This is a genomic window from Streptomyces sp. NPDC042638 (genome assembly GCF_040647235.1).
GTDB lineage: Bacteria > Actinomycetota > Actinomycetes > Streptomycetales > Streptomycetaceae > Streptomyces > Streptomyces rameus.
Genome location: NZ_JBEZBT010000008.1, coordinates 151,510 through 173,561, shown reverse-complemented (window position 1 = coordinate 173,561; position 22,052 = coordinate 151,510). Strand labels below are relative to the sequence as shown.

The 22,052-nt window shown below is 73.1% G+C and carries 21 protein-coding genes; 9 read left to right on the top strand and 12 right to left on the bottom strand.

Annotation, left to right across the window (positions count from 1 at the left end; all coding sequences use genetic code 11):
• The first annotated feature begins 111 nt into the window (after positions 1 to 111).
• Both AB0B40_RS10165 and AB0B40_RS10160 read left to right on the top strand, forming a co-directional pair.
• Positions 112 to 378 carry a DUF2530 domain-containing protein gene (locus AB0B40_RS10165; RefSeq protein ID WP_345051272.1) on the top strand — a complete coding sequence of 89 codons (267 nt, stop codon included), beginning with the start codon at positions 112 to 114 and terminating at the stop codon, positions 376 to 378.
• A gap of 107 nt (positions 379 to 485) precedes the next feature.
• Complete coding sequence (locus AB0B40_RS10160) at positions 486 to 2,882, top strand: HAD-IC family P-type ATPase (protein WP_362263665.1); 2,397 nt, start codon at positions 486 to 488, stop codon at positions 2,880 to 2,882.
• Between the two features lie 3 nt (positions 2,883 to 2,885).
• Here the strand turns inward: AB0B40_RS10160 and AB0B40_RS10155 are convergent, their stop codons facing one another.
• The 5 genes from AB0B40_RS10155 to AB0B40_RS10135 all read right to left on the bottom strand — a co-directional run bounded on the left by AB0B40_RS10155 (position 2,886) and on the right by AB0B40_RS10135 (position 9,522).
• On the bottom strand, positions 2,886 to 3,734 hold the full coding sequence (locus AB0B40_RS10155) for a hypothetical protein (protein WP_345051277.1): 849 nt from the start codon (positions 3,732 to 3,734) through the stop codon (positions 2,886 to 2,888).
• 292 nt (positions 3,735 to 4,026) lie between these two features.
• On the bottom strand, positions 4,027 to 4,809 hold the full coding sequence (locus tag AB0B40_RS10150; RefSeq protein ID WP_345051279.1) for a hypothetical protein: 783 nt from the start codon (positions 4,807 to 4,809) through the stop codon (positions 4,027 to 4,029).
• Between the two features lie 198 nt (positions 4,810 to 5,007).
• Positions 5,008 to 5,895 (bottom strand): hypothetical protein, encoded by an 888-nt coding sequence (locus tag AB0B40_RS10145; protein WP_362263664.1) that lies wholly within the window; start codon positions 5,893 to 5,895, stop codon positions 5,008 to 5,010.
• A gap of 42 nt (positions 5,896 to 5,937) precedes the next feature.
• On the bottom strand, positions 5,938 to 6,252 hold the full coding sequence (locus AB0B40_RS10140; RefSeq protein ID WP_362263663.1) for a hypothetical protein: 315 nt from the start codon (positions 6,250 to 6,252) through the stop codon (positions 5,938 to 5,940).
• A gap of 111 nt (positions 6,253 to 6,363) precedes the next feature.
• Positions 6,364 to 9,522 (bottom strand): molecular chaperone Hsp90, encoded by a 3,159-nt coding sequence (locus AB0B40_RS10135; protein WP_345051285.1) that lies wholly within the window; start codon positions 9,520 to 9,522, stop codon positions 6,364 to 6,366.
• Positions 9,523 to 9,678: 156 nt separating this feature from the next.
• Here AB0B40_RS10135 and AB0B40_RS10130 point away from each other — a divergent pair, with 156 nt between their 5' ends.
• The gene (locus AB0B40_RS10130; RefSeq protein ID WP_345051287.1) at positions 9,679 to 10,173 is read left to right on the top strand and encodes a hemerythrin domain-containing protein; all 495 of its coding nucleotides are present in this window, start codon (positions 9,679 to 9,681) and stop codon (positions 10,171 to 10,173) included.
• Between the two features lie 61 nt (positions 10,174 to 10,234).
• Here the strand turns inward: AB0B40_RS10130 and AB0B40_RS10125 are convergent, their stop codons facing one another.
• Both AB0B40_RS10125 and ppk2 read right to left on the bottom strand, forming a co-directional pair.
• The gene (locus AB0B40_RS10125; protein WP_362263662.1) at positions 10,235 to 11,197 is read right to left on the bottom strand and encodes a YihY/virulence factor BrkB family protein; all 963 of its coding nucleotides are present in this window, start codon (positions 11,195 to 11,197) and stop codon (positions 10,235 to 10,237) included.
• 92 nt (positions 11,198 to 11,289) lie between these two features.
• Positions 11,290 to 12,285, bottom strand: a complete 996-nt coding sequence (gene ppk2, locus AB0B40_RS10120) for a polyphosphate kinase 2 (RefSeq protein ID WP_345051290.1) — start codon at positions 12,283 to 12,285, stop codon at positions 11,290 to 11,292.
• A 153-nt stretch (positions 12,286 to 12,438) separates the two neighbouring features.
• Here ppk2 and AB0B40_RS10115 point away from each other — a divergent pair, with 153 nt between their 5' ends.
• Complete coding sequence (locus tag AB0B40_RS10115) at positions 12,439 to 14,064, top strand: alkaline phosphatase D family protein (protein ID WP_345051292.1); 1,626 nt, start codon at positions 12,439 to 12,441, stop codon at positions 14,062 to 14,064.
• A 46-nt stretch (positions 14,065 to 14,110) separates the two neighbouring features.
• On the opposite strand, the gene AB0B40_RS10110 is transcribed toward AB0B40_RS10115, so the two are convergent.
• Complete coding sequence (locus AB0B40_RS10110) at positions 14,111 to 14,578, bottom strand: GNAT family N-acetyltransferase (protein WP_362263661.1); 468 nt, start codon at positions 14,576 to 14,578, stop codon at positions 14,111 to 14,113.
• A gap of 29 nt (positions 14,579 to 14,607) precedes the next feature.
• Positions 14,608 to 15,531, bottom strand: a complete 924-nt coding sequence (locus tag AB0B40_RS10105; protein ID WP_345051295.1) for a DUF3027 domain-containing protein — start codon at positions 15,529 to 15,531, stop codon at positions 14,608 to 14,610.
• 290 nt (positions 15,532 to 15,821) lie between these two features.
• Between AB0B40_RS10105 and AB0B40_RS10100 the strand changes: the two genes are divergently transcribed.
• From AB0B40_RS10100 to AB0B40_RS10085, 4 genes are all read left to right on the top strand, one after another.
• On the top strand, positions 15,822 to 17,249 hold the full coding sequence (locus AB0B40_RS10100) for an MFS transporter (protein ID WP_345051296.1): 1,428 nt from the start codon (positions 15,822 to 15,824) through the stop codon (positions 17,247 to 17,249).
• A gap of 117 nt (positions 17,250 to 17,366) precedes the next feature.
• On the top strand, positions 17,367 to 17,840 hold the full coding sequence (locus AB0B40_RS10095; protein ID WP_345051297.1) for a DUF2771 domain-containing protein: 474 nt from the start codon (positions 17,367 to 17,369) through the stop codon (positions 17,838 to 17,840).
• Positions 17,837 to 18,559, top strand: a complete 723-nt coding sequence (locus AB0B40_RS10090; RefSeq protein WP_362263675.1) for a futalosine hydrolase — start codon at positions 17,837 to 17,839, stop codon at positions 18,557 to 18,559. Before AB0B40_RS10095 ends, AB0B40_RS10090 begins: the two co-directional genes overlap by 4 nt.
• The gene (locus tag AB0B40_RS10085) at positions 18,549 to 19,427 is read left to right on the top strand and encodes a 1,4-dihydroxy-6-naphthoate synthase (protein ID WP_345051301.1); all 879 of its coding nucleotides are present in this window, start codon (positions 18,549 to 18,551) and stop codon (positions 19,425 to 19,427) included. The genes AB0B40_RS10090 and AB0B40_RS10085 overlap by 11 nt, the downstream gene beginning before the upstream one ends.
• A gap of 48 nt (positions 19,428 to 19,475) precedes the next feature.
• Here AB0B40_RS10085 and AB0B40_RS10080 read toward each other — a convergent pair whose 3' ends face one another.
• Complete coding sequence (locus tag AB0B40_RS10080; RefSeq protein WP_345051304.1) at positions 19,476 to 19,859, bottom strand: cold-shock protein; 384 nt, start codon at positions 19,857 to 19,859, stop codon at positions 19,476 to 19,478.
• A gap of 174 nt (positions 19,860 to 20,033) precedes the next feature.
• Here AB0B40_RS10080 and AB0B40_RS10075 point away from each other — a divergent pair, with 174 nt between their 5' ends.
• Positions 20,034 to 20,297: a hypothetical protein gene (locus AB0B40_RS10075; protein ID WP_345051305.1), complete on the top strand. Its 264-nt coding sequence runs from the start codon at positions 20,034 to 20,036 to the stop codon at positions 20,295 to 20,297.
• Here the strand turns inward: AB0B40_RS10075 and AB0B40_RS10070 are convergent.
• Together AB0B40_RS10070 and AB0B40_RS10065 are read right to left on the bottom strand one after the other, a co-directional pair.
• Complete coding sequence (locus AB0B40_RS10070; RefSeq protein ID WP_362263660.1) at positions 20,261 to 20,905, bottom strand: HAD family hydrolase; 645 nt, start codon at positions 20,903 to 20,905, stop codon at positions 20,261 to 20,263. The two genes, AB0B40_RS10075 and AB0B40_RS10070, sit on opposite strands and share 37 nt — an antisense overlap.
• Before the next feature lie 84 nt (positions 20,906 to 20,989).
• Entirely contained in the window at positions 20,990 to 22,009 is a 1,020-nt protein-coding gene (locus AB0B40_RS10065; protein WP_362263659.1) for a hypothetical protein, read from the bottom strand.
• Between the last annotated feature and the right edge of the window lie 43 nt (positions 22,010 to 22,052).

Below are 22,052 nucleotides of genomic sequence, written 5' to 3'. Positions count from 1 at the left end.
GGTCAGAGACAAACGGTTTCAGTATGAAGATATGAGAGAGAGATCGCCATCTCCGCGCGTAGACCTGATCGGCCGGTCAGCGGCCCGGTTCCGGCCCATAAGCTGTCTCCCATGGCCAAGTGGACCCCCAAGCACGAGGCGCCCGAGCCCCTGGAGGGCCCCGTGGTCGCCACCGTCACCGGCGGCACGATCGTGTGGTTCGTGCTCTTCCTCGTCCAGCTGCCCTTCTACGGCTGGTTCGACGACCACGGTCACCTGTGGTGGCTGTGGACCTGCCTGGCCGGGGGCGGGCTGGGACTGATCGGCGTCTGGTACGTCCGCAGGCGGGACGCGGCGATCAAGCGGGACACGGCACTGAAGGCGACGGGCGCGCAGTAGCCGTACCGGCGCACCGTACGACCTGCGCAGGAGCCCGGTCCTCCCCAGGTCGGAAATCGGCCCTGCTCGGCAGGTGAAGGGGCAGATCCACACGTACCGTCGAATGCATGAGCCATATAGACGCGGGCGCTGAACTGGACCCCGTCCACCCCGTGGCCCTGCCGAGGAGCCGGCCGACAGGGCTGACCGGCGCCGAAGTGGCGGAGCGGCGCTCGCGCGGGCAGGTCAACGACGTACCGGTGCGCAGCAGCCGGTCGCTGGGGGAGATCGTCCGGGCGAACGTCTTCACCCGGTTCAACGCGATCATCGGCGTGCTCTGGGTGATCATGCTGTTCGTCGCACCGATCCCGGACGGCCTCTTCGGCTTCGTGATCCTCGCCAACACCGCCATCGGCATCGTCCAGGAGTGGCGGGCCAAACAGACCCTCGACTCGCTCGCCGTGATCGGGGAGACCCGGCCGACGGTGCGGCGCGACGGGGTGGCGGCCGAGGTCCCCACCGACGAGATCGTGCTCGACGACCTCATCGAGGTCGGCCCCGGCGACAAGATCGCGGTCGACGGGGTGTGCGCCGAGACGGACGGCCTGGAGATCGACGAGTCACTGCTCACCGGCGAGGCCGACCCCGTCGTCAAACGCCCCGGCGACCAGGTCATGTCCGGCAGCTTCGTGGTCGCGGGCGGCGGCGCCTTCACGGCCACCAGGGTCGGCCGCGAGGCCTACGCCGCCCAGCTCGCCGAGGAGGCCTCCCGTTTCACGCTGGTCCACTCCGAGCTGCGCACCGGCATCTCCACGATCCTCAAGTACGTCACCTGGATGATGGTCCCGGCCGCCGTCGGACTCGTCATCACCCAGCTCGTCGTGCAGAACCACGACCTGAAGGACGCCGTCGCCCGCACGGTCGGCGGGATCGTGCCGATGGTCCCCGAAGGGCTGGTCCTGCTCACCTCGGTGGCCTTCGCGATCGGGGTGATCCGGCTCGGCCGCAAGCAGTGCCTGGTGCAGGAGCTGCCGGCCATCGAGGGCCTGGCCCGCGTCGACACCGTCTGCCTGGACAAGACCGGCACCCTCACCGAGGGCGGCATGGACGTCACCGGGCTGCGGCCGCTGGACGGGGCGGACGAGGGATACGTCCGCAAGGTGCTGGGCGCGCTCGGCGAGTCCGACCCGCGCCCGAACGCCTCCCTCCAGGCGATCGTCGACGCCTATCCGGACAGCGTGGACTGGCGCTGCGTGGAGTCGCTCCCCTTCTCCTCCGCCCGCAAGTACAGCGGGGCCGCGTTCAGCGAGGGCGACGGCGAGACCAGCACCTGGCTGCTGGGCGCCCCGGACGTCCTCCTCGCCGACGGCGACCCGGCCCTGGCCGAGACCGAGCGGCTCAACGAGCAGGGGCTGCGGGTCCTGCTGCTGGCCCGCGCGCACCGGGACCTGGACGACGCCGAGCCGGCCCGGGGCGCCCGCCCCACCGCCCTGGTCGTGCTGGAACAGCGGCTGCGGCCCGACGCGTCCGAGACCCTGCGCTACTTCGCCGACCAGGACGTCCGCGCCAAGGTCATCTCCGGGGACAACGCGGTGTCGGTCGGCGCGGTCGCCGCCAAGCTGGGTCTGGCGGGTGCGGCGGTGGACGCGCGGCGGCTGCCCACCGGACAACGGGAGATGGCACAGGCACTGGACTCGGCCACCGTCTTCGGGCGGGTCTCCCCGCAGCAGAAGCGGGACATGGTCGGCGCGCTCCAGTCGAACGGCCACACGGTCGCGATGACCGGGGACGGCGTGAACGACGTGCTGGCGCTGAAGGACGCGGACATCGGGGTCGCCATGGGCTCCGGTTCGGAGGCCACACGGGCGGTGGCGCAGATCGTGCTGCTGGACAACAGCTTCGCGAGCCTGCCCTCGGTGGTCGGCGAGGGCCGCCGGGTGATCGGCAACATCACGCGCGTGGCGACGCTGTTCCTGGTGAAGACGGTCTACTCGGTCCTGCTGGCGGTGCTGGTGGTGTGCTGGCAGGTGGAGTACCCCTTCCTGCCCCGGCACCTGACCCTGCTGTCCACGCTCACCATCGGCGTCCCGGCCTTCTTCCTGGCCCTCGCGCCGAACAAGGAGCGGGCGAGACCCCATTTCGTGCGCCGGGTGATGCGGTACTCGGTGCCCGGCGGCGTGGTGGCCGGGGCGGCGACCTTCGTGACGTACCTGCTCGCCCGGCACCACTACTCCGGCTCCGGTGCGCTGGACGCGGAGACCAGCGCGGCCACCCTGACCCTGTTCCTGATCTCCATGTGGGTACTGGCGATCATCGCCCGCCCCTACACCTGGTGGCGGGTGGTCCTGGTGGCCGCGATGGGCGTGGCCTTCCTGCTGGTCCTCGCCGTCCCCGCCCTCCAGGACTTCTTCGCCCTGAGACTGGTCGGCATCACGATGCCGTGGACGGCGGTCGGGGTGGCCGTGGTGGCGGCGGCCGTCCTGGAGTACCTGTGGAGGTGGGTCGACCGCCGCTTCCCGGACTAGGCGTTACTGCACGTCGACGTAGTCGCCGGCGGCGGTGGCGAACGAGGCGTACGCGCTGCCCGCGTAGGTGAGGCGCCAGTAGCCGTCGTACGCGGCGGTGGCGGTGGCCTTCAGGTTGCCGTACGCGTCGGACTTGACCGTCTTCACGTCCGTGTACGTGCTGGTGCCCGCCTTCTTGAACTGCAGCGTGACCGTCTGGCTCGTGAAGGCGTGGTACTTGTGGTCCTGCCAGTCGACGCGGGTCAGCTTGCCGGTGGTGGTGAGGGTCGCGCCCTTCTTCACCGGCTCGGGGCCCGCGTCGGCGGTGAGGATGACGTTGCGCAGCAGCCTGGTGGTGCCCATGTCGCCCTGTTCCTTGAACCCGACCTTGTTGTAGTCGGGGTTCTCGGGGTCCTGCCCGTTGAGGGCGCCGGCCTCCACGGCGACCGTCCAGCTGCCGACGTCGGTGTTCAGCAGGTCGCCCTCGGACGGGTAGAGGTCGATGGTGCCCTCGCAGGTGGCGGTGCCGGGGGTGGCCGGCGCGTCCGCACAGGTGGCGCTGTCGGACTTGTCGTAGCCCAGCTCCCTGGACGTGTCGGAGCCCAGCGTCCCGCGGTAGAGGTAGGCGTCGCTCCAGAAGTCGGCCTTCGTGATGTCCACGTCGGAGCCGTGCTTCAGCGTGTACGAGTAGGCGATCCTGACCGCGCCGGTAGGGGCGCCGATCTTGGTCGACGAGGCGATCTTGAGACCCGAGAAGCTGACGTTCAGGGGGTACGGCGTCCCGTCGGTGCCGGTGGCCTGAGCGGCCGGGGCGGTGAAGGCGGCAAGGGCCAGGGCACCGGCGGCGGCTGCCACGGTGGCACGAATGCGCATGTGTGTCCCTGTCGGGAGAAGTGATCATGGAGCCGGTCGACTCAGGCGATCAGATCCCCGAAGGACACGGAGGGTTGTACCGCAAGACTGGTTCCCGCCAGTTCTTGATCTGACGATTACCTGATGGTGACACAAGTGAGAGGAAACGTTCCGGGGTGGCTGCTCGACGGGTTCCGCGAGTGGCTGCTCGCCCGCAGGGGCGAGTTCCTGTCCGAACGGGACGCGGCGTAGCGCGACGGCCGCGCCACCGGTGTGACTCCGGGGGCGCGGCCGTCCGTGTGCGGGCCCGGACCTACTGCACGTCGACGTAGTCGCCCGCGGCGCTGACCGGCGCCGAGGAGGTGGAGCCGGCGTAGGTGAAGCGGTAGTAGCCGTCGTAGCCGGCCGTGACCGTCGTCTTCAGGGCGCCCGTGGAGGACGAGGTGACCGTCTTGACGGTGGTGTAGGCGGTGCTGCCCGCCTTGCGGAACTGGAGCTGGACGGACTGGCTGCTGAAGACGTTGTAGGTGCCGTGCTCCCAGTCGGCACGGGTCAGCTTGCCGGTGACGGTGAGGGTCGCGCCCTTCTTCACCGGCTCGGGGGCGGCGTCGGCGGTGAGCTTGGTGGCGCGGCGGACCGGCAGGGTGCCGAGGTCGCTCTGCCGCTTCTCGGCGTGGGTCGTCTTGTCCTGGGCGATGCCGCCCTGCTTCCAGGTGCCGGCGTCCGAGTTCCAGAGTTCGTCGGCCGGGATGGTGATCGTGGCCGAGCAGTTCACGGTGGTCGAGTTCACCGTGTCGCAGGTGCCCGGGGCGTCGCTGCCGACCAGGGTGTCGGGGTCCGACGCCGAGGTCCCGCGGTAGAGCAGCGGACCGGTGTTGACGTTCGCCATGGAGACCGTGGCGGGGTGCGTGACGGTGTACGTCGCCGTGACCCTGACCGTGGAGGTGGCGCCGATGGAGATCGCCTTGCCGCTGTTGACCTTCACGTTGGAGAAGGTGACGTTCGGGGCCGCGGGCGCCGCGTGGGCGGCGGGCACGGCGAAGGCGGAGAGGGCCAGGGCGCCGGAGACGGCGGCCACGGTGGCACGAATGCGCATGTGCGTTCCCTAGGAGGGAGAAGTGATCGTGGAGTCGGTCGACTCAGGTGATCAGATCCGCGAAGCACGGGCCGGGTTGTACGGCAAGAGGGTTTCCCGGCCAGAATTGACGGCGGCATTACCTGCACATGCCATAAGTGAGAGGAAACGTTCCGGCCCCGGGAGAGGCACGCTCTCCCGGGGCCGGAACGGCGCCGCCTACTTCACGTCGACGAAGTCACCCGCGGCGCTGACCGCCGGGGTGGTCGTGGTGCCCGCGAAGGAGAAGCGGTAGTAGCCGTCGGCCGTGGCCCTGGCCGTCGTCCTCAGACCGCCCGTGGAGTTCGTCCTGACGGTCTTCAGCGTGGTGTAGGTGCTGGAGCCCTTCTTGCGGAACTGGAGCTTCACGGACTGCCCGGTGTAGCCGTGGTACTTGTGGTCCTCCCAGTTGGCGCGGGAGAGCTTGCCCGTGACGGTGAGGGTCTTGCCCTTCCGCACCGGCTCCGGGGCCGCGTCGGCCGTGAGCTGGGAGTTGCGCTGGACCAGGGTGGAGCCCAGACCGAACTGCAGGGCGGTCTTCTCGCTGTCGAAGTCCAGGGCGATGGCGGCTCCGTGCCAGGTACCGGCCTGGGAGTTGTACAGCTTCAGGTCACGCTCGGTCGTGCGCGGGTTGATGTCGACCGGCCCCTTGCAGGTGGCCGTGGTGGCCGAGGTCTCCACACAGGTGGCCGGCTTGTCCCCGCCCTGCATGTTCTCCGGGTTCTCCGCGGGACCGCGGTAGATCAGCGGGCCGGTGGCGAACATGGGGTCGGTGACGTCGACGTCGGCGCCGTGGGTCAGCTTGTAGGTGACCACGGTGGAGGCCTTGGTGGCCGTACCGACCTTGATCGCCTTGCTGATCCGGAAGCCGGAGAAGGACACGTCGAGGTCGCCGATGGGCGCCGCGGTGGCGGTGAGGGCGGTCCTGCCCGGGGTGTGCCGGGCGAGGGCCTCGGCGACGTCCGCGCGGTAGGACGGACCGCCGTCCGCCGCGTGGGCGGCCGGCAGCGCGAGTGCGGAGAGGGCCAGGGCGCCGGAGACGGCGGCCACGGTGGCACGAAGGTGCATCTGTTGTCCTCTGAGTGGTGTGGTGCTGTGGTGTGCGGCTGGTCACCGCACGTCGACGAGGTCGCCGGCGGCGCTGACCGCGGAGGCGCTGGAGTCGCCCGCGAAGGAGAAGCGGCAGTAGCCGTCCACCGACGCCGTGGTGGTCGTCGTCAGGTGGCCCTTGGCGTCCGCCTTGACGGTCTTCACCGAGGCGCTGCGGGTGGACGTGGTGGCGTTCACCTCGGCGCAGGTGGGCTTGCCGGTCGACGCGTACCCGTCGTCGGGGCCGAAGAGGTCGAACGCGTCGGCGCCCTTGACGGAGCCAGAGCGCCGCCCACGACGGCGACGGAGGCACGGATACGCATGTTTCGTCCCCACGTCGGGTTCCGGGGAGTCGGGTGACTCCGCAGATGTGACGCGGGGAGGAAGTGAAAGGTTGTACTACTGGTGAGGGTTCCGTCGAGATGTCGAGAGGGACCCGGGGGGAGGTCAGTCGAACCAGCGGTCGCGTGCCAACTCCTCGGTCCGCGACGGGTCTTCCAGCAGCGCGGCCACCTCGAACCGGCGCGGCCACTGCCTCGCCGCCCACGCCAGCCCCGCCGCGACCCCCTCCAGGGTGGCCGCGTGCAGCACACCGTCGTCGGTCAGCCGCCAGTCGATCTCCACGCCGTCCACGACCAGTTCCTCGTGCTCGACGTACGTCCGCGGGGTCCGCGGCCCGAGCAGCACCCGCACCGGCTCCGGTACGTCGTGCTCGGCCCCCTCGGAGTGCACCTCGCCGGTGACGGACTCGCTCAGCCGGCGCACCTGGAACAGTTCGGCCAGCTCGGCGGCGCGCGCGGGCCGGACCGGCAGCAGCGGCACCCCGGAGGTGAACGGCAGCAGGTCCGGGGAGTCGACCACGACGGCCGTGGCGGCCTCCACGACCTCCACCCGCCCGTCCACGACGGCCCGCAGCTCCTCCGGCAGGGTCACCTGCTCCGGGTCCAGCTCCGCCAACGCGCCGTACAGACCGTGCAGTTGGGTCGCCGTGACCGGCCGCTCCGGGTCGGCGAGCCGGTCCAGCAGCTCGGCGGCGCCGCCGGGCTCGTCCAGCAGCGCGCCGACGGAGGTGCGCACGCCGAGCGCCCGCAGCACCTGCTCGTCCTCGAAGCCGGTGGCGTCGGCCTCGTCGTACAGCCCGCGCAGCAGCGGGTCCCCGCCGGCCGCGAGCAGACCGGCCGGGCGCCGCCCGTCGAGCACGGGGTGCCCGCGCAGCCACCACGCCGTGTACGGCCGTACGACCTCGTGGGTGCCGTCCGGCAGCAGCACGCGCACGGGCTGGGTCAGGGCGTCCCGCAGCGGCGGCCGGGCCAGCAGGGAGAGCGCCTCGGGCCAGTGGTCGTCGTCCACCAGGTCCAGGTCGCGGACGGCGACCAGCTCGGTGGCGACGGGCGGCACCGGGCTGTCCGGGAACCGGTCGAGGATGTCCTCGCACCACACGTCCACCGCGTCCAGCAGCCCCGCGTCGTCCGGCTCGGCGTAGTCGCCCTCGCGGGGCTCCAGCTCGTCCGGGTCCAGTACCACGTCGGTGGCGCGGACCAGCGCGAAGTCGGTGAGCACCCCGCACGCGGCGAGCGGCTGCTCACCCCACTTCTCGGCCAGGTCCTCGTCCACGGCGGCCAGTTCGCCCTCGCGGATCACCCGGGCGAAGGCGCTGCCGGGAAACACCAGTTCCCCGGCGGGCGCCAGTTCCCCGTCCTCGTCCGGCAGCGCGAGAGCGCCCAGCCAGGGCTCGTCGCCCGGCTCCAGGCCCGCGTCCCGGACGAGGGCGAGCACGGTCTCGGCCAGCTCCTCGGCGTCCGGCGCGGCCTCCTCCCAGACCGGGCCGCCGTCCTCCTCCAGGGAGCCCGCCACGGCGGCCCGCACCTGCGGAGTGGTCAGCACCGCGCGCGGCGTGGCGGGCAGCGCGCCCAGCTTCTCCAGCAGCGGATGCGCGGCATCCCGGTGGGCGACCTTCAGCCCGAGCCGCCCCAGGACGTCCGCGTCCATCCGCTCCGCGTCCGCGGTGGGCAGCAGCACCTGCCGTGGCCCGATGGTGGTCCGCCCTCCCCCGGCGCCGAAGACCTGGGAGGTGCCACCGGCGAGCGGCACGGGAAGCCCGGACAGCCGCTCGGGATCGACCCCGGCGAGGCTGTCGTACAGCCGCCACCACCACCGCGGCTCCTTCTCCAGCCCGGCGAGCCGGTCGATGGCGTCGGCGAGCGGCAGCCGGGCGACCCCGAGGGTCCGCAGCTCCACGCGCCGCTCCAGCCCCGCCGGGAGCAGGGTCGGCAGCACCTCGGCCAGCACCCGCACGGTGTCGGCCCCGGCGCCCTCCACGATCTCGGCGTCCCGGGGCCGCAGCGCCTCCGGCAGTTCGTCGTCGGCGCCGGCCTCGAGGGCCGGCGGCAGGAAGGCGGCGCGCGGCAGCCGCTCCAGCACGGCCTGGCGCAGCGCCCCGTCCAGCTCCCCCTTGCCGAGCGGCCCGGGGACCAGGTCGATGATCCCCGCCCCCACCGGCCGCCACCCGGCGAGCAGTTCGGCGTAGACGTCGGCCGCGCGCTGCACCAGGAAGTCGGTGAGGGGGCCCGGGGCCGCGTGCCGCCGGGTGGTGTCCAGCGGGAAGGAGGCGATGAGCAGCGCGGGCACGCCCAGCGGCTCGTCACTCGGGGTCGGCGCGTGCAGGACCGGACTCGTGCGGGGCCGCACCGGGGCGCCGTAGGCGTCGACGGGGACGGCCCAGGTCACCGACCAGCGGGGGCGCAGCCGCTCCTCCACCGGCCGGCCGGCGAGCAGGTCGGGGGTGAGCGGCCCGTGCGCGGAGGCGGAACGCCAGTTGGTGATGCCGTCCCGGGAGTCCTCGACGACCGTGAAGGGACCGTCGGTACGGCGGCTGAGCGTGCGCGGCGCCTCGTCGCCGACCTCCACGACGACCTCCTCCAGCCCCGGCAGGGCCAGCAGCAGGGCGTCGTCGACACCGGCGAGCAGCCGCTCGGCGAGATCGGCGGCGGCGGTGTCCCGCAGGGGCAGGATGACGGCGGTGTCGTACGGCTCCGGAGCGGTGCCCTCGGCGGCGAAGGGCAGCCGCAGCAGCGGCACATGGCCGTCCCGGCGCCGCACCTCGTCGCCCAGCCCCGGACTGTGCCGGGCGGTCCCGGCGGCCAGTTCCCGGGCCTCGGCGAGGGACCAGCGCACGCCACCGTGCCGGCCCACGATCGCCGGCTCGTCGGTCACGGCGAGCACGGCGGCGAAACCGACCCCGAACCGGCCGACGGCACCGTGCGCGGACCCGGTGTCCCGCTTCGCGGAGGCCCGCAGCGTGGACAGCGACTCCACTCCGGTGGCGTCCAGCGGGGCGCCGGTGTTCGCGGCCACCAGCACGCCGTCGCGCAGGGTGAGCCGCAACCGCCCGGGCGTCCCGGCCCGCGCGGCGGCGTCGGCGGCGTTCTGGGCCAGCTCGACGACGAGCCGGTCCCGGTAGCCGCCCAGGACGAGGTCCTCCTCGGCGTTGGCGTCCTCCCGGAACCGGGCGGGACTGGTCGCCCAGGCGTCGAGGACACCGCGACGCAGACGGGCCGTCCCGAAGGGATCGGCACCCTCGGCCGCCGGCCGCACGAACTTGCTCACGTTCACTCTCCTCATCCGCCTGAGGACGAAGGTACAGCGCGGACGCGGATCGGGCCGAAGGAGCGTGACGGTGACGGAGCCGGGAGGCCATCAAGGCGAAGGGCGGGGGTAGGCGGTAGGGGCCCGTTCCGTTCGCACGAAAGTGGTGCCCGTCCCATGCCCCAGACTCAGGACGTCGTCGAACTCATCCTCCAGGACCACCGGCGTATGGAGGATCTCTTCCGTCTGATGCGCAGCGTCGAGGCCGACCGCGCGGCCGCGCTGGAGGAGTTCGCGAACCTGCTGATCGCCCACGCGCTGGCCGAGGAGGCCAAGGTCTATCCCGCCCTCAAGCGGTACAAGAACATCGACGACGAAGAGGTCGAACACGGCGAGCACGAGCACGACGAGGGGAACCAGGCCCTGCTGGACCTCCTGGAGGTCGAGGAGGTCGGCTCCGAGGAGTGGGACGCCAAGCTGGAGGATCTGGTGGAGGCCGTCACCCACCACGCCGACGAGGAGGAGCGCACCATCCTCAACGGTGCGCGCGAGAACGTGGCGATGGAGCGGCGCGAGGAGCTGGGCGTGGCGTTCCTGGAGGAGCGTGAACGCCGGCTGAAGGCCGACTGCGGCTCGGTCGAGAACGTACGCCGCATCGTCGGCTCCTCCTGACCCCCCGCCCCAGCGCGAACCGCCCGGCGTCCCGCGCCGGGGCCAGGGGCCCGGGCCCCGGTCAAGGGCCCGGGCCGGGGTCCGGGCTCACGGGGTGGGTCAGGCCGGCGCGGGCCGCCTCCAGCTGGGCGGCGAAGGCGATGCCCAGGAACAGGGCGATGCCCGTCAGGTTGGCCCACAGCAGCAGGGCCACGAAGGCCGTGAGGGGCCCGTACACCGCGCCGAAGGAGCCGCTGCGGGAGACGTACAGCGCCAGCAGCCAGGTCGCGGTGACCCACAGCACCAGGTGGACGGCGGAACCGAACGCCAGCCAGGTGTAGCCCGGTTGGTCCCGGCGCGGCGACCAGCGGAAGACGACGGCGGAGGCCACCCAGGCCAGGGCCGTGCCCACGGGTATCTCCAGGGCGCCCCACCAGGCCGGGGGCCCGGGCCACCCCAGCGCCTCGGTCGTCGCGGCGCCGAGGGCGTCACCCGCGACCACGACCAGGAAGCCCAGCACCATCGGCAGGCCGGCGGCGAAGGCGAGGAGCACGGCACGGCCGTACTTGCGGGGGAAGGGCCGGTCCCGTTCGATGCCGTAGATGCGGTTGGCGCCCCGTTCGACCTGGCCCATGGCCGACGCCAGGTTGAGGACGGAGAAGACCAGCCCGAGGCAGAGCGCGACCGTGCTCCACGCGCCGGAGCCGGCGGTGCGGCGGGTGCGGCGCAGCGCGTCCTGGATCACGTCCGAACCGGCGCCCGGCCCGATCCTGCCCAGGGTCAGCTCGACGACGCGCCCCACGCTCTCCGTGTGCGCGGCCGTGGCGAGGCCGACGAGCGCGATGGTGAACGGCACCATGCCCAGCACGATCTGGAAGCCCAGGGCCCGTGCGTTGGTGAAGCCGTCGGCGTAGCGGAACCGCGAGAAGGCGTCGAGCAGCAGGCGCGTCCCCCCGTAGCGCCTGAGCGCGGTGAAGGCCTCGTCGCCGGAGAGCTCGTCCCCGATCATGTCCCGCGTCTGCGGGACGTGCACCACCGTGCCCATGATCCGGTTCCCCCCTCATCTGTGGCTGTGGAGCCGTCTGTGGCTGTGGAGCCGTCTGTGGCTGTGGAGCCGTCTGCGGCTGTGGAGCGGCGTCATCGCGGGTCCGGATGGGTGCCCGGTCCGTCACCCGGTCCGGCCAGCGGCGTCGGCGACAGGGCCGTGGCTTCCTCGCCGGGCTCCAGCAGGGTGTCCGCCGCGCCGACGATCAGCGGATCCGGGGTGCCCACCGCCCGGTGGTCCTTGGCCGGGTAGTCGAAGCGGGCCAGGAGGCTGCGCATCGCCTCCAGCCGGCCCCGCCTCTTGTCGTTGTTCTTCACGACCGTCCAGGGCGCGTACGGCGTGTCCGTCGCCCGGAACATGTCGACCTTGGCCGCGGTGTAGTCGTCCCAGCGGTCGAGCGAGTGCAGATCGGTGGGGGAGAGCTTCCAGCGGCGGACCGGGTCGACCTGGCGTATCGCGAACCGGGTGCGCTGCTCGCCGCGGGACACCGAGAACCAGAACTTCACCAGCAGCACGCCGTCGTCGGTGAGCAGCTGCTCGAACAACGGCGCCTGCCGCAGGAACTGGCGGTACTCGGCTTCCGAGCAGAAGCCCATGACCCGTTCCACGCCGGCCCGGTTGTACCAGGAGCGGTCGAAGAAGACGATCTCACCGCGGGCCGGCAGGTGCGTCACGTACCGCTGGAAGTACCACTGCCCGGCCTCGCGTTCGGTCGGCTTGTCCAGCGCCACCACGCGGGCCCCCCGGGGGTTCAGCCGCTCGGTGAACCGCTTGATGGTGCCGCCCTTGCCTGCCGCGTCCCGCCCCTCGCAGACCACGACGATCCGCTGGCCGGTCTCCTTCACCCAGCGCTGCAGCTTGAGCAGTTCGATCTGGAGGATCCGCTTGGTCCGCTCGTACTCGCGCCGGCCGACCCTGCTGTCGTAGGGGTGGTTCTCCCGCCAGGTGTCGATCGGCCGGCCCCCGGCGTCCAGGAGCACGGGCCGCTCCGGCTGCCGGTCGTCCACCTCCAGGCCGCGCAGCAGGTCGTCCTCGCGCACCGTGCTGCGGGTTTCCGATGTCTCCGTCGTCTGCTCGTGCTCGGCCACGGCACCGCCTCTCCCGCCTCGCCGCTCACCGGGGCCGCCCCGCCGGGCCCCGTCGCGGTCTCATTCCCACGTGCCCACCCGGACGGGTCCCAGACGCCTGTACCGTCCCTACGGTCGTTCCTTTCCGTACCGTGCGAGACAAGAGGCGATCACGTGGCCGAACTGCGTCTGGGTCCGCTGCTGAGGTACACCGACGGCTCGTGCGCGACCGTGTGGGTGGAGGCGAGCCGGCCCTGCACGGCCGAGGTGCGCTGCTCCGACGGTGCGGGCGGCACGGCCCCGACCTTCCAGGTCGCCGGGCACCACTACGCACTCGTCACGGTGACCGGGCTCGCACCGGGCACCTCGCCGTCGTACGAGGTGTTCCTGGACGACGCGCCGGTGTGGCCGCTGCCCGGCTCCCGCTTCCCGCCCTCCGTCATCCGGGTGCCCGCGGCCGGCGACGACGTCCGCGTCACCTTCGGCTCCTGCCGCTGGGCCGCGCCCCCGGCCGACGGCAAGGACCCGGTCGGCCCCGACGCCCTCGACACCCTCGCCACCCGGCTGGCGGCCGGTCCGGACGCCGTCCGCCCCGACGTCCTGCTGCTGCTGGGCGACCAGGTCTACGCGGACGAGACCTCGGAGGAGACCCGGCGCTGGCTGGCCGGCCGCCGCGACCTCGACCGGGCGCCCGGCAGCCAGGTCACGGACTACGAGGAGTACTGCCGCCTCTACCACGAGTCCTGGCTGGACCCCGAGATCCGCTGGCTGCTGTCCACCGTGCCCAGCTTCATGATCTTCGACGATCACGACGTCGTCGACGACTGGAACACCTCCGCCGCCTGGCTCGCCGACATGCGCGCCACGGACTGGTGGCAGGAGCGGCTGCTGAGCGGCCTGATGTCCTACTGGGTCCACCAGCACCTGGGCAACCTCTCCCCCGCCGAACTGGCCGACGACCCGACCTGGGCCGCCGTCCGCGCGGTCCCGGACGGCACGGACGCGCTGCGCGCCCTGGCCGAGCGGGCCGACGCCGACTCCGCCTCGGTCCGCTTCAGCTACCGGCGCGACTTCGGCCGGGTCCGGGTGGCGATGGTGGACTCCCGGGCGGCCCGGGTCCTGGACGAGGACCGCCGCGCCATGCTCGGCCCGGGCGAGGCGGCCTGGCTGCGCGAGCAGATCCTGTCGGACGCGGGCTCCTACGACCACCTGCTGATCGGCACCTCCCTGCCCTGGCTGCTGCCGCACCTGGTGCACGACGCGGAGGCCTGGGACGCGGCCCTGTGCGCCGGGGAGCGCGGCGCCCGCTGGGCCCGCTTCGGCGAGCGGCTGCGCCGCGGAGCCGACCTGGAGCACTGGGCGGCCTTCCCCCGCTCGTTCGCCGACCTCGCCGGTCTCATAGCCGAGGCCGGGTCCCGGGCGGACGCACCGGCGAGCGTGTGCGTGCTGTCGGGGGACGTGCACCACGGCTACGTCGCGCGGGCGTCCTGGCCTTCCGGCGGCCCGTCCGTCCCCGTCGTCCAGCTCACCTGCTCGCCCGTGCACAACTCGGTGCCGTTCATGATGCGGATCGGCTTCCGCTTCGGCTGGAGCGCCACGGCCCGCCTGCTGGGGCGGCTCCTCGCCCGGCACGGCCGCTGCTCCCGGCCGCCGGTGAGGTGGCGCAAACAGGGCGGCCCGTGGTTCGGCAACCAGCTCATGACCCTGACCCTGCGCGGCCGTTCGGCCCACCTCCGCCTGGAACGGACGGGCCGGGACGCGGCCCTGCACACCGTGCACGAGGCTGCGCTGACCGGCTGACAGGCCACGACTGCCCACCACCGCGCCGGCCAGGGCGATCCCGGAGTCAGGGGACGGGCCGGCGGTAGATCTGCCGGGAGCCGCCCTCCGGGCCGGGGGCCGTCGCCTCGGCCGGGGTGAAGCCGAGGCTCTCGTAGAACGCGCGTGCCCCGCTGGTCACCGCGCCGGGGTGGTCCGGGCCGAAGGTGACCACCTCGACGGTGCCGGGGCCGCGGACGAAGCGGCGGACGGCGTCGGACACCAGCGCGCGCCCGACGCCCCGCCCCCGCGCCGCCTGCGAGACGACGAGCCAGTGCACGTGGTGGACCGGGGCCGCGGCTTCGAAGAGCAGGCCGCCGAGCAGGCCGGAGGAGTCCCGGTCCTGGGCCACCAGGGCCGTTGCCGCGCGGATGTTCTCCGCCACGGCTCGGCTGAACCCGGGGTCGTCCACCATCGGCCCGAACCAGTGCTCGACCTGGGCCGCCAGACCGAGAAAGCCGGGAAGGTCCCGTTCCTGCGCCACTCTGATGATCACGTGAGCAGTCTCGCGGCGGAGGCCGGAATTCAGGAGTGGCCCAGCTCCGCCGTCTCGTCGTCGCCCGTCTCCGGGACCGAGCCGGAGTCGCGGGCCGGGCGGAGCGGGAAGGGGTCGACCCGGGTCTCGTCGACGACCGGCGCTGCGGGCTGCGGGGGCTTCGGCATGACCGCGGCCTCCGAGTGGGCACCGCAGCCGTAGGCGAGGGAGACCACACGGCCGTCCGCCGGTGAGAACTCGTTGGCGCAGATGCCGAACGCCTGGCCGAGGGAGCCGCCGATCCGGGTGAGGAAGCCGCAGCTCACGCAGGTGGCCGGAGCCGCCTGGGCCATCGGCGTCTTGGGGCCGAAGGCGTCCTCCCAGCGGTCGGCGGCGCTGTGCAGGCCGTAGCGGGACAGGACACGCGCGCGCCGCATGCCGAGTTCCTCGGCCACCGCGGCGATCGAGCCGCGGGTGGGGATCGTCGGCTGGACGGCGGGGGCGCCGGGGGTGACGTCGGCGTCCTCGGCCTCCGCCAGCTCCCGCATCTCCTCGGAGACCGGTGAGTTCGACGGGGGCTCCTCCTCGCCGACGTAGCCGGGCTCCAGGCGCAGGTCGTCCTGGTCGGTGGGGAGCAGGTCGCCGGGGCCGAGGTCGCCGGGGCGCAGGCGCTCGCTCCACGGGACCCACTCGGGGGCGAGGAGGGCGTCGGGGCCGGGCAGGAGGACGACCTCGTCCAGGGTCACCAGCTTGGCGCGGGAGGCGCGGGCCACCGTCGCGGCCCAGCGCCAGCCGCGGTAGCCAGGCTCCTTGCACTCGAAGAAGTGCGTGACAACGCGGTCGCCCTCCGCCACGAGACCGGTGTGCTCGCCGACCACGCCGGGCGCGGCGGCCTCCTCGGCGGCGGTACGGGCGAGGTCGACGGCCTCGGCGCACAGGCGGTCGGGGGTGCGGCTTCGCGTTGTCGCGCTCACAGGTATCGCTTCTCTCCTACGCCGTCTCGTCGAGTGCGGCTGCCTCCGGCGGTTTCGCCTACGGAGCGGACCTGGGGACCGCATCGACGTCTGCATCCGCGCGCCCGGGCGCACCTCTGCCATCCATTCTGCGTTATGGCTGAGATAGGCACGCTACACCGGGCGGGATTCGTGGATATTCCCACCCGCCCACCTGTGCCGGTCCGGCGGAACCGGAGGGCACGGCCCGTACGGAGTCGTACGCCGCCATCCGTGCCGTACCGCGCTATCAGGCCTCATCTCGGGGCACTATGAACGTCGTGGCAGCCGCGGACAGGGCGAGTGGTCGGGGCGGCGGTTCGGGCCGGGTGGGCACGGCCGTCCGCGCGGTCGGCCGCGCCCTGCACTTTCCCCTCACCGCTCCGGCGCGCGGCATCCGCAGGATCACGCACGCGCACGGCGCGGGCGAGTCGGGCCTGGGCAAGCTGATCGAGCTGCACGCGGTGAACGGCGCCGGGGACGTCATGGTCACCGTGGCGCTGGCCTCCACCGTGTTCTTCTCCGTGCCCACCGACGAGGCGCGCGGGCGGGTCGCGCTGTATCTCGCCATCACCATGGCGCCGTTCACGGTCCTCGCTCCGGTCATCGGCCCGCTGCTGGACCGGCTGCCGCACGGGCGGCGGGCGGCGATGGCCGCGGCGATGCTGGCGCGGGCGCTGCTGGCGCTGGTCGTCTCGGGGGCGGTGGCGACCGGCGGTCTGGAGCTGTATCCGGCGGCGCTGGGCGTGCTGGTGGCGTCCAAGGCGTACGGCGTGGTCCGCAGTGCCGTCGTGCCGCGGCTGCTGCCGCCGCGGTTCTCGCTGGTGAAGGCCAACTCCCGGGTCACCCTCGCGGGGCTGCTGGCCACCGGGGCCGCCGCGCCGGTCGGGGCGGGGCTGCACGCGCTCGGCGATCCGTGGCCGCTCTACGGCGCCTTCGTGATCTTCGTTGCCGGGACGTTTCTGTCGTTCTCGCTGCCATCCACGGTGGACTCGGCCAAGGGTGAGGACGTGGCGCTGCTCGCGGCCGACGAACGGCATCTGCACGGGCCGTGCCGCCGGCAGGCCAGGCGACCGGGGCTGCGGACGGTCGGACCCGCCGTCACGCACGCGCTCGGCGCCAACGCCGCCCTGCGCTGTCTGTCCGGCTTCCTGATCTTCTTCCTCGCCTTCCTGCTGCGCGAGCATCCGCTGGCCGGGCAGAGCGCGGCGGTGTCGCTGGGGACGGTGGGGGTCGCGGCGGGGGCGGGCAACGCCCTGGGGACGGCGGTGGGGGCGTGGCTCAGGTCGCGCGCCCCGGAGATCATCGTCGTGACCGTCGTCGCGGTGGTGCTCGGCGCCTCGCTCGTCGCCGCTCTGTTCTTCCAGGCGGTCCTGGTGGCCTGCCTGGCGGCGGTGGCCGGGTTCGCGCAGGCACTGGCCAAGCTGGCGCTGGACGCGCTGATCCAGCGGGACGTGCCGGAGCCGGTGCGGACCTCGGCGTTCGCCCGCTCGGAGACGCTGCTGCAGATGGCGTGGGTGTTCGGCGGCGCCGTCGGCATCGTGATGCCGCTCAACGGCACGCTGGGGCTGCTGGCCGGCGCCGCGTTCGTGGCCGTCGGCTGGCTGACGACGCTGCGGGGGCTGCTCGCCTCGGCCCGGCACGGCGGCCGGCACGGCCCGGGGTGGCGTGACGCCGTGCGCGACGCCGGGCCGGCGTAACGATCCGGGCACGGCTTCCCCGCCTGCGGCCCGGTCCCGGGCACGCGTGGCGTAACGAACCGGGCACGTCGCACCCCACGTGGGCGGACGGCTCCGGGGGCCCGATAGCCTTCGGCCATGACCACGCTGCAATCCGTTGTGCGACGCCGCCGCGCCGTCGCCGTCGCCGGCGCCGTTTCCGCCGGACTGCTCGTCCTGTCGGCCTGCGACAAGCCGTCGCCCGTGGCGACGATCACCGTCGGCGGGGACTCGGTCAACTCCGAGGCTCTCTGCTACAACGACGGCAAGGCGCTGGACGCCGACTCCCTGAAGGACTGCCTCAAGAACGCCGACCACGCCAAGTCGATCAAGGTCGGCCAGGACGAGACCGTCCGCATCGGCGTCGACCCGAAGATCGCGGAGGCGGGCTGGATCGTGCTGGTCAACGGCCGCCCGTTCAGCGACCTCAGCAAGGAGACGTACCGCACGATCCCGAACGGCGCCTTCTTCCAGGAGCAGTACGGCACGGGCGGCACCACCAACACGCTCGCCATCCAGATGGGCGACAAGACGAAGAAGGGCTTCTGGTCCTTCAAGCTGAAGAAGGCCTGACCACGCCTTCCGTCCCGGTCCTCGTCGCCACCGCGGTCCCCGTCGAACGGGACGCGGTGGCCCGGGCGTTGCCCGCGGCGGCCGAGGAGGTACGGCTGCCGGGCGCGACCCTGTGGCGTACGGCCGCGGGCTGGGACCTGCTCGCCGCGGGCGTCGGCCCGGCGCCCGCCGCCGCCGGCACCGCGGGCGCCCTCACCGCCGCCGCGCTGGCCGGCCGCCCCTACGGCCTGGTCGTCTCGGCCGGGATCGGCGGCGGCTTCCAGCCCGGGGCGCCCGTCGGCTCGCTCGTCGTCGCCGACGCCATCACCGTGGCCGACCTGGGTGCCGAGACCGCCGACGGCTTCCTGCCGGTCACCGCACTCGGCTTCGGAACCATCACCCACCGCCCGCCGGAATCACTCGTACGAGTCGTGTCCGAGGCCGCCGGCGCGCGTACCGGCACGATCCTGACCGTCTCCACGGTGACCGGCACCGCCGGCCGCGCCACCGCCCTCCTCGACCGGCACCCCGGCGCGCTCGCCGAGGGCATGGAGGGCTTCGGGGTGGCGGAGGCCGCCGTCGCACACGGCGTGCCCGTCCTGGAGATCCGCGCGGTCTCCAACCCGGTCGGCCCCCGCGACCGGGCCGCCTGGCGCATCGGTGACGCCCTCGCCGCCCTCACCGAAGGCTTCGGGAAGCTCGCGCCCGCACTGGAGAGTTGGAACGCACATGACGCATGAGCCGCTGCAGATCGCGTACTCCCCCTGCCCCAACGACACGTTCGTCTTCGACGCCCTGGCCCATGGCCGCGTCCCCGGCGCCCCCGCGCTGGACGTGACCTTCGCCGACATCGACATCACCAACGGCATGGCCGAGCGCGGCGAGTTCGACGTACTGAAGGTGTCGTACGCCGTCCTGCCGTACGTCCTCGACGAGTACGCGCTGCTGCCGTGCGGGGGCGCGCTCGGGCGGGGCTGCGGGCCGCTAGTGCTCACCCGGGAGCCGGAGGCCGGGGACGCCTCGCACGCTGCGGGCGGTGCGGGACTGACGGGCCGTAGGGTCGCGGTCCCGAGCGAGAAGTCCACGGCCTACCTGCTCTTCCGCCTCTGGGCGGCCGAAAGCGTGCCCGGCGGGGTCGGCGAGATCGTGGTGATGCCGTTCCACGAGATCATGCCGGCCGTGCGGGACGGCAAGGTGGACGCGGGCCTGGTCATCCACGAGGCCCGGTTCACCTACCGCGACTACGGGCTGCACAAGCTCGCCGACATGGGCGAGCACTGGGAGCTGACCACCGGGCTGCCGATCCCGCTGGGCGCGATCATCGCCAAGCGCTCGCTGGGCGCCGGGACGCTCGGCCGGCTCGCCGACTCGGTCCGCGCCTCCGTGCGGGCCGCCTGGGACGACCCGGAGGCCTCCCGGCCGTACGTCATGGCGCACGCCCAGGAGATGGACCCGGCCGTCGCCGACCAGCACATCGGGCTGTACGTCAACGAGTTCACCGCCGATCTCGGCGAGGACGGCCACGCGGCGATCCGCGGGCTGCTCACCCGTGCGGCGGCCGAGGGGCTCGTACCGCCCCTCGGCCCGGACGCGCTCGCGTTTCCCTGACGGATTCCCCGATTCCGGGGCCCGGACAGGATGCTCGGAACAGGATGGTCAGACGTCCAGTTGGTCGGCGACCGCGCGGAGCAGACCGGCGATCTTCTTGCCCGAAGCCTTCTCCGGGTAACGGCCCTTCTCCAGCATCGGCGTGATGTTCTCGAGAAGGGTCGTCAAATCCTGCACGATCGATGCCAGCTCGTCCGGCTTCTTGCGCTGGGCGGCGGCGACCGACGGCGTCGGGTCGAGCACGATCACCGACAGCGCCTGGTCACCACGCTGACCGGCGACGACACCGAACTCCACGCGCTGACCCGGCTTGAGCACATCGACTCCGGCGGGGAGAACCGAGGAATGGACGAAGACGTCACCGCCGTCGTCGCGGGAGAGAAAGCCGAAGCCCTTCTCGCTGTTGAACCACTTGACCTTGCCGGTAGGCACGTCTGTCCTCGTCCTCGTACTCGTTGGAAAACTACATCGGAAACGGCTCTTGATAGCACTGGAGCGGGTCGACCACGACCCGCCGATACCAAGCGCTACCAAGGCTAATGGTCTTGGGGCGGGTGACAAGACGTCGCCCGGTTGTTCTCTCGCGCTGGGAACTACCCTGGTGGGGTGCGTGACAAAACCCAACCGAATTCCGCCGAGCCCGGTGACCGGCTGATCCGCGCCGGTGCCGTCGTCTTCTTCCTCGGGGCGGTGGCCACCCTCGTCACGGTGGCCCCGCTGTTCTTCGGAGCGAAGCCTTTTCCGACCTACATGTTCGGTCTGAGCATGCTCATGGCCGTCGGATTCCTGGTCGCCGGCGCCGGTGTCCTGCGGTCGGTCACCGCCGGCCGGCGTCAGGCGCGGGGCGCGGCCCCGGGCGCCCCGCGGTAGCCGGAGAGCCACGCCGGGAAGGCGGAAAGACCGCTCAGGACGACGTCCGCACCGGCGGCGCTCAGCTCGTCGGCCGGGCACGGGCCGGTCGCCACGGCGACCGAAAACGCACCTGCCGCACGAGCCCCGCGCACGTCTCCCACGTGATCGCCGACGTACACGCCGGCGCCGTGCTCGCGCAGCGCCGCCGCCTTCTGCTCGGCCCACAGGTCGCCGACGACCACGTCCGGCTCGATGCCGAGGTGGGCCAGGTGCAGCTTGGCGTTCGGCTCGTACTTCGCCGTCACCACCATCGTCCGCCCGCCGGCCGCGCGCACCGCGTCGACCGCCTCCCGGGCGCCGTCCATGGCGGGCGTCGCGGCGATGGCCATCGACGGGTACATCTCCCGGTAGAGGGCGGCCATCGCCGGGACCTGCTCGGCGGGGAACCACTGGATCAGCTCCTCCACGAGCGGCGGCCCGAGCCGGGTCACCGCCAGATCGGCGTCGATGAACGTCCCCGTCCGCTCCGCCAGGGCCAGGTAACAGGCACGGATGCCCGGGCGTGAGTCGATGAGGGTCATGTCGAGGTCGAAGCCGACGGTCAGGGTGGAGGCCATGGGGGACATTGTGCCGGGTACCGTCGGCCCGGCGGCCGGAGGAGGGCCGGGGGGCGACGACGGGCAGCCGGCCGTCGTCGCCCCCCCGGCCGGTCAGCCCTTCCGCTGGGAACGCCACACGAGATACAGGGCCGAGGCCAGCGCGGCGCCCCGCACCACCCAGGGCCAGGTCTCGCCGACGGCGTCGGTCATGTGGCCCCGGGCGACCGGCTCCCCCCAGCGGCCGTCGTTGCGCCCCCACAGCCACACGAGTCCGGCCGCCACCGCCGTGCCCGGCAGCACCGCCACCGCCCACCGGGTCTCCGCGGCCGTCAGCCGCCGCGATCCGTAGGCGATCGCCCAGCCGAGGAGCAGCGCGAACCAGTTGCCGAGCACGGTCCCGGCGACGAGGGCGGCGGCGGCCAGCAGGAGCAGGGGGTTGGACCATCGTGTGGGGCGCCCGGGGAGGAAGCGGCGGCGCGGCAGGGGTTCGGGCGCGGTCCCGGCGGGGCCGGCCGCGGCCTCGACGGCAGCCGCCTTCCCCTCCTCCGCCGCCTTCTCGGCCTTCTCCGCGGCGGCCCCCGCGGGGGGCCGCCGGAGCAGTTCGGGGATCTCCACACCGCCGACGAATCCCGGTACCGGGTCGGTGTCCGCCAGGAGCCCCCCGGTGCTCACCCGCCACCAGTCGGGCGTGGCCGTGCCGTCCCCGAGTTCGTGCGCGGGGGCGAGATGCGGCGGGGCCGGGGCGCCGGGCCGTACCGGCTGCGCCGGCTCGGCCGGGCGCTGGCGCGGTACGCCCCGGCGCAGCCCCCTCGGCCGGGACCGCTCCGCCGGTTCCGGCGCCCCTGCCCCGGAGGAGGGCTGTGCCGGTACGGCGGCGGGGGGCGGCTGCGGGGGACCACCGCCGGTGCCGCCGGCCGCCGCGACCACCTCGTCCGGGGTGCCGAGGCCGTCCAGGATGCGGCGGACGGCGGCGGGCGAGTCCACCGTCGTCCTCGCCCGGCACCGGTCGATCTCGTTGCGCAGCTCCGACACGAGCCGCATCCGCGTCGCCGACGGCAGCTGACGCTGCTGGGCGACGTCCCCGACGCGGCTCAGATACTCGTAGACGACCTGATCGCTCTCGATCCCCACGGAACCCCTCCGGGGTGCGCCGACTGAAACCCCGGTGAGGACG